Source organism: Marinoscillum sp. (assembly GCF_965229915.1).
In the GTDB taxonomy this organism is placed as follows: domain Bacteria; phylum Bacteroidota; class Bacteroidia; order Cytophagales; family Cyclobacteriaceae; genus Marinoscillum.
On the sequence record NZ_CBDDJZ010000002.1, the window covers coordinates 654984 to 667628 of the forward strand.

Consider the following 12645-nt stretch of genomic DNA (forward strand, 5'->3'; position numbering starts at 1 on the left):
CTACCGTTTGTTTTCTTTTAATCCTTAAGTTCTCCGTTATCATTTAAGCGAAGCAAGCCTACCATGGTGGTACCACTACCGAAATCGATAGTAGCTGCCACCAGCACATCTCCATCTGGCAAGGTCACTGCTGCTTTGGCTCGGTCATTACCCACGGTAGTACCATAGTTCTGATCAAATCCCTCGATGTGACCAGAAATAGGAGAAACTTTCATTACCAGAATCTCTTCCAACTTGGTAGTGGCTGAACCACCATCCCCTGAGGATAAGGTAAAGTTGGGAATGCTGCCCAGCACCATCAGTTCGTTGTTAAGTGTTCTTGAAAAGGTCAAGGCCCTACAGTTAAGGTTGTAATCATTAGATAAGACATTGGAGCTATTGGTAACCAGCTGCCCCTCATTGGACACGGCAATATGGAACCCACGAAGGCCTCCATTTTCTGTTGCCTCTGTGGCACCTACGATCGAATAGCCCAAAGAGGATTTCTTGACAGCATAAGGTCGGTCATCAGCATCATCAGCTGCACCAGGTATGCCCGTTACCAATCCTCCTCCATCCGGTGTGCCAAACTCGTTGGTTTGTAGGATGTAGAGATTGTCACCAGAGTAAGCGGACGTGACTGCCTTAGTCATACCAACTACTAGTAAATCTCCACCAGTTACTTCGAAAATGCTCAACGCTTCTTCATTGCCAGAAAAACCATGACTTTTTTCCCAATAGACACTATCGTTATCATCATGTTTGCCCATATAGATTTGAAAATCACCTACAGGGGTCACATCACCAGCATACCTCCTGCTCTCGACAGAAGAATGCCCTAAGACAATATATGTTGGATTTGAATCAGAGGTCTGGATGATGTCTACGGCGATCATACTATCCAGGTAATTGAACCCAGCTGCTCCAGTAGAATCGGTACTGATGGTCTCTAAGTCGCTGTTGATCCGGCCCCAAACTCCAGTGAATTGATCCACACCAAATTCATCTTCAAACTGCATGTAACCGACGATTAGGAATTCATCATTTCCGACAGGTTTCAAACGTCTGGGAATATCATTAGAACCATCATTTAAATCAATTAGTCTGGAGTCAATTTCATTGCCATTATCATCCGTCTTGATTAGATAGAAATTGGAATTGTCAGACAACGTATTCTGCGCCAGAATGATGGTTTCATTCGTGCTCGTTCTCACAATATCAATGGCCTCATTTGCACCTTGTCCATAATATTTGACAAAAACATCTCCAGGATTAGGACCATCCAAATCACTTGGTGCACAACCAATGAGCATAACAGCCAGGGTACATATGATGATGTAATTACTTCTCATAGAAGGTTATAATTTCTTTGGATTGTAAATGGACAAAGTATAGCCTAGCGAAACTGACAGAAAATCAAGTGACAGTGCAGGCTCCACATACCCAACATCAAAGGTGTATTCTGAATTAGTATATCGATCATTACCATTGATGTAATTCATTCGACTGGTATCATACCGACCTTCTACCGTGAAGAAGTGCGTTTTGAAGCGAATCTTCAGACCAATACCTCCCATGAATGAATAATTGATTCGATTAACCTGGTTGGTGGCAATCAAATCAATATCCGAACTGGTGTAGGCCGTACCTCCCGCTCTGGAACCGATACTGGAGGCCTTTAGTAGGTAGTCAAAGGACGCTCCTAAAAACCCATAAGGCAACAGGACACGATCGCGGTTATCGGACCACAAAGTATAACTTGCTCCAATTGGTAGTCGCAAATACGTCTGACTATTGGTTATAGAGCTATTGAGATTTTCCTGATTGATGTAAGTATCGACGTTGTATGAGGATGTTCGATATTGAATACCGGCATTAATATCTACGCCTTCATACACTTCCTTTTGAGCCAGAATCTCTCCCCACAGGTTGAAATCTCTGGTGCTTAACCCATCAAAATCAGAAGCACTGGAATCAGAATCAACAGTGTAGTCTCCTGCTCCTGATGAAGTAGACCCATTGTAGAAATTATCATGAACCAAGGTGTTATGCGTAGCATATTCCTCAATCTGTACCACGTTCGAAGTGTTCAAACCTACTTTGAATGAAATTCTAAATATTGGCTTGGTACGATACTGATCATAAAGGAAAAAGAGTTCAGCAGGATCCACTTGAGGGTCAAGACGGTGCTCCGGATCTGTTTTCAACAAGTTAATCATCGCTTGTTCAGATCTGGCTTCCTGATCCGTAAAGATATAGACCAGCGTAAGGAGTTTACGCGCTCTTACTTCCTCTTCAGCAGAGAATCCCTTGTTGAGCAAACATCCTTCTATTTGATCTGGAATGCCCAATAACCGACCCGCTTCATAGTTGTCCTCGGCCTGATTAAGTAGCTGGGTACAGTTCTGCGCATAGGCAGATACCGCCAAAATGAGTAATGTTATGGTTAGGTATACTCTCATAAATGCTTATTGATTTTCAGGCTTTTTCTCAAGCCCCTCGCAAGTGTACTCGTAAGGAATCTCATCTGGATCACCAACATACTGTCTCCACTGGGTATCCGACATGTTATACGGAACTAACCCACATATTTGCGAAGCATAGTCATGTGGCAACACTTCAAAGATACGGATGATACCATCTGCACTTCCCGTTGCAAACTTGTTACCTGAAGGGTGGAAATCTGCGGTCAACACCCAGTCTTTGTGATCTGAAAATACGGTAGGCAAATCGTAGATATTGTCAGGGGTTACATGCCACATGCGTGCTGTTTTATCTCTACTGGTAGCCACCAGAAGGCTGTCGTTCGGACTGAAATGCACATCGGTAATTGGTGAAGCAAAGCCAGATAGTGTTGGTCCCCACTGTCTTCTTCCCTCCAGGTCCCAGATGTATACGTCACCCTTTTCGTCACCAAAGGCCAGATACTTTCCATTGTGACTAAAATGCAGTCCGTGAACTGGGTTCACTTCATCTTCATTAGCTCTTCTGTATATGCTCCTCGCGTTGTACTCTGGGTCCTTTAGATCGATAATAATCACTTCGCCTTCATCAGTACCCGCGGCAATTGTCGCATTGTCTGGTGAAAGCGCGAGCGCCTTGGCTCTTGCTTGTGCCAGCTGTTTTGGCTGACTGCCTTTGAGGTCATGTAACAGAATGCGACTATCTGCCCCAGTAGATATAAATGTTTGGTTATCGTTAAGAAAAACCAGATCAAAAATAGTTCCCCCCACATGTCCTGCTACTTTTTTGGGTTCACTATCAATGTTTTTAAGATCAACCACCAGGATGTTATCATCATTGGTACCTAAAGCCAGATACCGCTCATTGGGGCTAATATTAACCACTCTACTTACTTGACTCTGATTGAAAATCTCCCGATATGATCGCTGACCGTTTGTCATGTCCCACATCAACAAGCGGCCATCACTACCCGCTGAGTACATGCGCTGACCATCTTCAGAAAACACCACCGAGCGAACAGCTACCACTTTCTCCTGACCGTATTTGTTAGTGTAAGGCAGGTGTCCATGGTATTGGTTGAGGACAGAATCCCCATTGTTGTTATAGACTCGCTCACCATTGTCATCAACAGAATAGGTACCAAGCACACCCGTTAGTCCTGAGTAGATACCAGCATAGATATCACCGTTATACGGTTTCTGAGGGTCTCCATATTGCTGGAAGTAGTCGTAAGCTTGCTTGGCTACAATCGCTTTCAACTGTCTGTCCGTAAGACCACCAGCCTTGATCGCCATAGACTGGGATACTGATTGCATACGAAGATCTTCTGCACGCGCCCGCTGGATATCTGCTTGTTTTCTTGCCTCTTCAGCAGCATCTCGTTCTTTAAGTGCTTCCTCTTGTGCATCCTGAGCTTTCTTTTGTGCTTCTTGAGCAAGGATTGTTTGTTGGCGAGCTTTTTCTGCATTTTGGTCAGCTAGTGCTTTTTGTTGTTCGGCTAATTTTCTTTGCTCCTCTGCTTTATCTCTCTCAACCAAAGCCTCATCTTGTGCTTTTCTTGCCTGTGCTGCTGATCTTTGAGCATCTGCGGCATTTTCAGCAGCCTTCGCGGCATTTTCTTTGGCTAATTCAGTTTGTTTCTGAGCTTCGCTACTCTTAATCTGAGACAACACCACCAGGAAAATACACACTACGGCTGCAAGCCCCAGAACCACCGCAGTGATTCGCATTCGCTTGACCTGACGCTTCTGAAGGAATTCCTTGTTTTTCTGCTCGGTTACGTGTGCTTTTTCGGAGGTTTCCAAAAACACCATTGTGCGCTCGAAAGCTGGATTGTAGCGCTGGCCCCAAACGAGTGTTGGTCGGTTTTCTTCTCGCCAGTTGATCGCTAACTGCAGATCGGGCATTTTCCAAAGGGATGCTTTACCTTCCTGAAACCGCTCAGCCGCCTCAGATAGTTTGATGTACATCTCCGCTGCCTTTGACTCTTCATCCAGCCATCGTTTCAATCGGTCCCAGATACGCATCAAACTCTCATGCGAAATATCGATGACGGTTTCCGAATCCAAATGCATGCCATAAGGTGGCATTAATAAGGATCTTCCCGGTTCGCGGAATTTCTCTACCACACGAATCACCTCATCCTCTGTAACACCTGCAATGTTAGAAATAGTGGAAAGCTTGGTTGGCCGTCGTATTCCCTGGTTTTCATTACCACGCTCTGTGAGCGCTTTAAACATCACCTCAGCAATTTCTTTCTCACGTTTTGACAGGGAATCATAAGCTTCATTGGCGTGCTGAGAAAGCGCCTCTCGAAGGGTTCCTATGGCATTGTAATGTCTTAAATCCATTAGCTCACCCACTTTGCGAGTATCTACCCAGTTGGACCAGGTACGCATCAGAGCATGCTGCAGAATAGGCAACTGATCTGGGTTATCTCCCACGTCATTGAGGAGTTGTTGTGTCAAACGTGGAGCAATCTTACCTCCACCTACTGCTACCGGACCTTCCACAGCCATACGCTTTTGATCGCGGGTCATCTGCGGTATCAAGTAGTGGGAATCGTTGATCATTTGTGTCAAATCCGGGAATTTGGCACATTCACCAATAAAGTCCGACCGCATGGTCAAAGCCACATAGATGGGCTCGTCGTATTGATGGATCGCCTCGAGTAGTAAGTTGACGAAGGCAGAAGACTCGTCCATATCTGAGGTAGCCGCCTCAAGTTTTCTAAATCGGAATAATTCTTCAAACTGGTCAATGACGACTAATATATTCTGGTCACTTTCTGTTTTGAGCTGCTTGATCACCTCCACCAAACCGAGGGAACTACTTCTCAAAACCGTACCAATAATCGTTTTTCTGATCAGTTTGTCTTCTTCTGACAGATCAGAGTACTCTTTATCTTTTACCAATAATGCTTCTGCCAGATTATCAATTGGACCACCACCTGGTCTGGCCACAACAATCCGCCAGTTGGAACCAGCTTCTGTCATAAACCCCCCGACCAAACTTGGTACCAAGCCACAATACATAAAAGACGACTTCCCCGAACCAGAGGCTCCCAATATTGCAGCGAATCGGTTTTCGGCTAACTTCACCAATACTTCATCACTTTGACCTTCTCTTCCGAAGAACAAATGGCTTTCCTCAATTCCGAAAGGTCTTAATCCCGGAAACGGGTTGATCAGCTCGGTGATATCAACAATATCCTGGACCTGATCGGTGTTTTGTGTGTTGTCACTCATTACTTTTCTAGTTTGGTTAGAAATGGCTTGAGGTGTTCCGGCTTAAAGCCTCCATTATTGCCCAATACCAGGGCGTTATTTCTTTCGTAATGCTCCATATCAACAGCCTTTTGGCCATCAAAATAGACTGCTTTGGCTTTGAGTTTCTTTTCCCGTCCAAATCCTGGAGCTTTTAATAAATCCTGCAACTTCGTCTTGATCCAAGCTTCCTTGGCATTGCCAAAGTAGATGATGGACCCATCACACCTTCTTAGATTTTCCTGATGGATGTACCGAATATCGATGAGATCTCCACTATAACTCGGCGCGACCACCTTGTACCCAGAATCCTCCAAAAACTTACGCAGCATCCCAGTATCCTTCACATCACTTTTGTCTTGAATGAGGTAGATCACCTTGGATCCGGTGTTTTCTCGTTCGTATCCAGCGATTTCACGGTGTTCTCGCTGAAAGCGCCCACCCGTAACAAGCTCCTCACGGATAATCGATTTAAGCTCTTGTAGTGGAATCTGAAGTACCTCTGCCTCTTCCAGAGCAGCTGCATCACTTTTTAGATCCTCAATAAAAATCTTCTGACGTTCGGTCACATTTTTGAGGTCTGGCGACACCCATATTAGTCGACTAAACGGTTTTTTCTCCTTGGCAGACTTATTATAGTCTACCATTTCGTAGGTATGATTAGACGCTATTCTATTCTGTATATCTACTACCGATATCTCAGAGCCCTTCGGTTTGTAACCATAGTCTTCTCCAATCAAGTGGATAGAAAGTCGGCATTTGTGTAGGTCCTCTGAAACCTGGTGCTCTAGCTGTCCAACTTCCTTAGCCAGGGTGTGCTGTGGCAAAACCTTATAACCATGACGAATCAATTCCCGCTTGATGATATCCCGCTGAATGACCATATCCACCCCTGTACTAGCCAGGTAGACAGTCTTTTCACGAGGCACATCATCTTCACTCACTACCTTACTCTTGCGAGAAGTATCTTGAAGAATTTGATGAATATCGTAGGCCATATCTACCAGTTTCATCCAGTACGATCGCTCGGCATCACTGCCAAAGAAACGTTTGAATTCTTGAGCATCTCCTGTTAGCGGATCAATCATGAAAAAGTCATAGGAGATCACATTTTCCAATTCAGGAAGTGCTTCATCTTCATTGAATGGAGATTTGTGAACCTTGAAAACCCTGGCAATTCCTTCATTAATAAGGCTATCATTTTGCTTCAACTCCCCTGCATAGGTGTTCAATGCAGTTGTCAACTGAGTACTGGATGCGAGTGCTGGTGTACAAACGGCTATCACCACTGCGGTTCCATCTATAGGTGTGGAATCGATGGTAGACTCCGATACCAATTTAATATCTGCCGTATCACGAGAAATCTGAGACAACAAAGTGCTCAGAAACTTATGAAAATTAGACACCCAACCCTTTGCTGCCCCCTCTATGGGCTGGTTGTCTTCTTCAGAGAAATAAAGATGTATCTCTTTGTTAAATTTCATTTCAATTTAGATTAGGCTATCGTGGTTTCTTATTTATAGGTCTTCTTATTTACTTAAAAACTCAATAGTACATCTGACACGGTTTCTTCTTGTTCCTCCACCCCAACTTCACGGTTGAGAATACTCAAGTAAGCTTCCATGATCTCTACGTGTCTGGACATTAAGTCCATCAATTCTTCTTTTCTCAAAACCAGCAGCGTACAAGCTCCTCTGGTCAAAGCGACATAATCAAACTTGTTGGTTGGCAATAGATTCTCATGTCCTATCAGACCTGTTCGTTGGCGTTCTTCCACTTTTACATCATTCTGATAAATATCAACGGTACCATCTACTACTATATAAGTCGGTATATCACCATTATCATCAGCATCTACTAGAGTGGTTCCTTCCTGGACAATGATTTCATCCAGCTCTTCTGCAATGTACGTGATGAGTTCACCCGAAACTCGCTTGAATTCTGGTACTTCTTTTAACAGCAAAACCCGTTCGATAAGGAGTAATTTTTGGTGATAGTCTTCATCCTCATCACGGAATACTGGTGGCACAATTGCTTTGTCCAGTTCCTTCTTTACGACCGGTTTTAATCGCTTGGTATGATGCTGGTATAAGGTTTGATCCAGTTTATACATCGTATATGCGGCAGTCTGCAACAACAGCAAATCAGGATTAAACAAGTTGGCAATCAAATCATCTGAAACCTCTGCCTCTGGAATGGTAGATAGGCGATAGAGTGCCAGTGCCTTGGTATAACGGTCAATTCGGTTGTAATCCCTATTGATAATCTGCAGTAATAAATCATAATAGGATTCAAAATCCTCAGGAGGGAAATAATTCAGCAATCTTGCCAATCGCTCATCAACCTTTAGTTCGTCCATTACGGGAAGCAACTTCGGTTTCAATTCTTCTTCTACGAAAATGTCTAGCATCTCCACAGCGAATGTGATACTATCCGTAGTACCATCCAGGATATTCTCCCTCACCAATACCACGTTGTGTGGGTCATAGATCATCCCCAATAGCATGAAGATGTTGTTGTAGTTTTTTTGATCTTCTTCCGCAAATGCCTCGCGGATCATCTGATCTATTTCATTCTCATCTGGAATATCCAGTAGTGCTTTGATATTCCACGCTATGTCCGAAATCTCTGATTCAATAGCTATTTTGATACGAGCAGCCTGAAAATCTTTTGCTTCGAATCCATTGTAACTCAGACCAAGCAAAATTTCTGAAACAATTCGCTTATTAGGAAACTCGATTTTCTTCCAAAGTAGTTCTATTCCGTTTTTACCTCCGATTCTACCAAGTAGTTGGGCTATTCGGATCATAGTCGAATTAAACTGACCTGTTTTATAAAATGAGGTATCTATCACGTGGTAGGCAGACTCACCTATGTGTGTGAGTGCGGACATTGCCGCGTTACAATAAGTCGCCAAATGAAGGTTTTCCACCAAGATTGGCCACAACTCAGGCCTTTTGATTTTGCCTGATGTAATCATGGCTGCTATCCGTACCTCGGGGTTGATATCCCTCAAAAGCTCCAGCACATAAGCCAAATATTTCTCCTCAGAAGCAGCTTTTACTAGCATCCTAGCCCCTAAAATCCGCTCTTTGGCTTCTGTAGATCTCACCAGCTGTCTGATGGATACATCGTTGATTTCAAACTGCTCGGCTTTGGACAAATTTTCTATGCACTGCTCAGCTGCTTTAATGACCGTGTCATCACCTTCTGTCTTAAAGTCTTTTTTGATAATATCCAGGGCTTCAAAAACTAGCTTATCATCGAGTTTGCTATAGGCATATGCTCGAACATCAGGATATTTGGAATTGAGTAAATCCAGCAATCTAAACTCAAACTGAATTGGTTCCAGTTTTTCATAAATCCTCAATGCATTGATGACCTTGAGTGAGTCTTTGCGCTCTGTTTCTCGTCGGAGAACAGCACTAGTGTTGTTCTCATTTTTAGCGTCATCCTCAGAGATATTTGCTTTTTGTTCCTCCAATGTCTTTTTCAAGGTGATTTTATATTGAGCAAAAAGCTTACCTGATAAGAATACGACCATTCCTGCTAGTCCCAATACAAAGTACGAGTAATGTATCAGGCGGAAAAAGACCAACATTCCCAACCCAATCTGGGCCGCTCCAGCAACTAGTGTTGCCAGCTCATTAATCACTCCTTCAATACGAGTCTGAATATCAAATCGGATTTTGATGTCAATCGGAAGGAAAAACAGTTTAAATGCCGGACTCTCCAAAGCATCCTTCAAAGAAGCTGTAAATGCTTTAGCACAAACAGTAAACATGAAGAAATAGAGGAAATTGTCTGTTTTACTCTCGTATCCAAAATAATGACCTGCCGCAATACCCCCGACAGTGAAAAGAATCAGAATGAGTGGCATGGTCATCAAGGCCACTTTCAACCCAAATCGACCAATGATGATGTCATTGATGAAACTTTGAATAAAGAAACTCATCAGCATAACAGTCGCACTAAAGAAGGAAAGGAAATCGGCCAGTTCTTTCTCATCCGGATACATGATTTCCGTAGCTGAGTAGTAGGTGTAGTCCACAAAAACACTTGCCCCCATCGAGAACACCAGAAAAAACGATAGCAATCGTAAATAAGGATCCTTCATCAGATCGAAAAAGCTGACCTCTTGAGGTTTTTCATCTTTTTTGTCCGATTGCGTTACCTTATCAATGTTGTAAGCTCTTACTATCCAGATGGTAAAGAACAAAACTCCAAACGAAGCTAATGCTGATACAAAAAGCAGATCATAGGTGGCATTGATGAAAGGTAGCTGAGTAATGAATGGTATGGAGAAGAAAGCAATAATGGTAGAGGTAAGTGCCCCCGTGTCAATCCCTCCGATAATTCTCTTTGAAGCTCTCAAATCAAACATCCTACCGAATGTCCCCCAAAAACCCAACAGAATGATAGCTGTGATCGGCCCCATCATGACAAACATGACAAAAGGCAATAAAGCGAATGGTTTATCTTCAGTACCAGACTCGGCAGCAGCTTGTGTAGCGGCTTCTGTCACTACTTCATAATTGGTCCATTCAAAAGCCCAGCGCATAACGGCCATGAATGCAAAAATCAAAAACAAATTGGTGACAATCAGCGTTGAGTAATTGATGCGACGCTGTAAGAAGACAAAGAGCAATGTGGATATGATGCCTAAAGCTCCAGCGGTAAAAAAAGCAATATCGAGGTATTGCTCTCCTAATACGTCTAGAAAGAGCGTCTCAGAACCAATCTGGTAAGTAGCCAGGAAAATCCCCATAAAGAAACCCATACCAAGAAGAAGTAACATGGGCTTTTCTTCACCGGGCTCCCCACCCAAGAAGGCTAGAAAAGACTTGATCACAGTTGCGCTAAATTTAAAACTTCTCTAAAATACCGATTATATCGATCGTATTCAACCTTGAAATTTAATTTTTTCAAGGACGTCTTGTCTAGGGCTGGAACTCAAAGCTAGAGAAATATTTCGAATACAGGACCAATAGAGTAAATTAATAGATGAAACTGCGCTTTTATCCGACCAAAATTATTCTATTCTCATTTCCGACAATTGTAAAATTTTGAGATCAAAAGTAAATTTCCTGTGCTAGCCGAAACGTATTTGCATGACACTCAATGATATCTGAAAGCTTGCTTGAATAGCCTCCTCCCATACTAGCCACAAGAGGTATTTGATGTTTTTTAGCATGCGACAAAACCAAACGATCTCGTTCTTTAAGTCCCTGAATAGATAATCCTATACGCCCTAATTTATCATTGTCCAGAGCATCAACTCCACTTTGATAAAACATGAAATCTGGTTTGTGTATCTCCAGCAGTCGTACTAACGTTTTTTCAAGGACTTGTAAGTACAGCTGGTCTCGAGCTCCATCTGGTAAGGCGATATCAACGGTTGAAAACTCTTTCTTCAGTGGATAATTATTTGCTCCATGGATGCTGAGGGTTACGACTTGGTCACTAGTTCGGAATAGGCTTGCTGTGCCATTACCTTGATGAACGTCCAGGTCTACGATAAGAACTTTGGTGGCCAGTTCCCGGTGGATTACATAATTGGCTGCAATGGCCTGGTCATTCAGTAAGCAGAACCCTTCTCCATGGTTCCGATAAGCATGATGAGTACCTCCTGCCACATTCATCGAAATCCCATAATTCATGGCGTATTCGCAACAAGCTACGGTCCCTCCTGCTATCGTAATCTCCCGCTGGATTAGTTGTTTGGACAAGGGAAAACCCATTTTTCTGATTGCCGCTTTCGATAAATTCAGCTGATGTAAGGATTCCAAATACGGCGAACTATGAGTTGTCAAGATCCACTTCTCATCCAGTGGATCTGGCGTAAAAAAATGATCTTCGCGTAGAGTACCCTCATAGAGAAGTTGTTCCCGTATCAAATCGTACTTGATCATGGGGAATCGGTGGTTTTCAGGTAAAGCGTGATTGTATATTGGCGACCAGGCTACTCTGAGCATAGAGTCTGAACCTCTATTTCTTCTTTTTGTTCTTGTTACTAGCCTTGATGGTACTCATACCCTTGCGAGCACCTTTGACATCATATTCAAACAAATATGCCAAAGACAAAGAGAGGGTATTTGATCGGTATCTAAAGTTCTCTGTATAGTCTATGAATTTAAAGTCAGGATTATTGTTAAATCCCATATTCGAATGTCCGAATGTGTATTTGCAATCAACCAATAATCTACCTCCAAAGTACAAATCAAAGTAAACTCCACCTCCCGCAACCAAAGCAAATTGCACTCGGTTCGCATCTGGTACGGCATAGACTTCATTTATGGTATTACTGTTTCGTTGATTATAGACTAAGCGGGTCCATACCTCATCACCCTCCACGAACTCATCATTGGAATCGGTACTAATTCTACCACTACCACCAAGCCACATTCTCACCTTGGGTCCTCCACTAACATAATAATGGGTAGGTCCTCGATTAAAACTAACACGGAATAAAGCAGGTGCTGACAAAAAGGAATTAGCTGTATTGCTGGTGACTTCTACTGAAGATAAGTCGTTGGACTCAAGCGACCGTTTGGTACGTTCGTAATAGAGCTCCGTTTGGACAGAAAACATATCACTCGCCTGATAGATGAGTACTCCCCCAACTTCAAAACTATATGATGGTTCTACCTGAAACGTATCCAGGTAATTCTCTGACTGGTAGATGAAATCATTGCGATTTGCTCCCCCTTTGGGACCAAACCAGAATTGTGCCTGTACCATGAAGCCTAACAGCATCAGAAGGGCAACAAGCGACAAACGATTACAGGTATTCTTCATCTTAATCAGTTAAAATTGGTGTAATTATACATATAATAGCGCTCACAAGCCAAAGTAGAATACCAAAAAATCAACAAATCATACCATATCACTCATCGATATTATTGGCAGATTTACCGTCACTAAAACTCAAAATCCA

7 protein-coding genes are annotated in these 12645 nt (G+C 43.0%); all 7 read right to left on the reverse strand.

Annotated features, from left to right (window positions below):
• Nucleotides 1–17: 17 nt before the first annotated feature.
• Nucleotides 18–1331: a hypothetical protein gene (locus ACO067_RS24780; RefSeq protein WP_421879912.1), complete on the reverse strand. Its 1314-nt coding sequence runs from the start codon at nt 1329–1331 to the stop codon at nt 18–20.
• Nucleotides 1332–1337: 6 nt separating this feature from the next.
• Complete coding sequence (locus ACO067_RS24785) at nt 1338–2441, reverse strand: outer membrane beta-barrel protein (RefSeq protein WP_421879915.1); 1104 nt, start codon at nt 2439–2441, stop codon at nt 1338–1340.
• A gap of 6 nt (nt 2442–2447) precedes the next feature.
• Entirely contained in the window at nt 2448–5690 is a 3243-nt protein-coding gene (locus ACO067_RS24790; protein WP_421879917.1) for a hypothetical protein, read from the reverse strand.
• Complete coding sequence (locus ACO067_RS24795) at nt 5690–7192, reverse strand: DUF4062 domain-containing protein (RefSeq protein WP_421879920.1); 1503 nt, start codon at nt 7190–7192, stop codon at nt 5690–5692. The genes ACO067_RS24790 and ACO067_RS24795 overlap by 1 nt, the downstream gene beginning before the upstream one ends.
• 53 nt (nt 7193–7245) lie before the next feature.
• A complete protein-coding gene (locus tag ACO067_RS24800; protein ID WP_421879923.1) occupies nt 7246–10560 on the reverse strand; it encodes a hypothetical protein in 3315 nt (1104 codons plus the stop codon).
• Nucleotides 10561–10780: 220 nt separating this feature from the next.
• Entirely contained in the window at nt 10781–11683 is a 903-nt protein-coding gene (locus ACO067_RS24805; protein WP_421879926.1) for a histone deacetylase, read from the reverse strand.
• A gap of 13 nt (nt 11684–11696) precedes the next feature.
• Nucleotides 11697–12506, reverse strand: a complete 810-nt coding sequence (locus ACO067_RS24810; protein ID WP_421879928.1) for an outer membrane beta-barrel protein — start codon at nt 12504–12506, stop codon at nt 11697–11699.
• Nucleotides 12507–12645: the final 139 nt, after the last annotated feature.

Bases quoted from the DNA above. Each gene is read 5' to 3' on its own strand.
- ACO067_RS24795 (WP_421879920.1), bottom strand. From the start codon at position 7,192: ATGAAATTTAACAAAGAGATACATCTTTATTTCTCTGAAGAAGACAAC.
- ACO067_RS24790 (WP_421879917.1), bottom strand. From the start codon at position 5,690: ATGAGTGACAACACACAAAACACCGATCAGGTCCAGGATATTGTTGAT.
- ACO067_RS24780 (WP_421879912.1), bottom strand. From the start codon at position 1,331: ATGAGAAGTAATTACATCATCATATGTACCCTGGCTGTTATGCTCATT.
- ACO067_RS24810 (WP_421879928.1), bottom strand. From the start codon at position 12,506: ATGAAGAATACCTGTAATCGTTTGTCGCTTGTTGCCCTTCTGATGCTG.
- ACO067_RS24805 (WP_421879926.1), bottom strand. From the start codon at position 11,683: ATGCTCAGAGTAGCCTGGTCGCCAATATACAATCACGCTTTACCTGAA.
- ACO067_RS24785 (WP_421879915.1), bottom strand. From the start codon at position 2,441: ATGAGAGTATACCTAACCATAACATTACTCATTTTGGCGGTATCTGCC.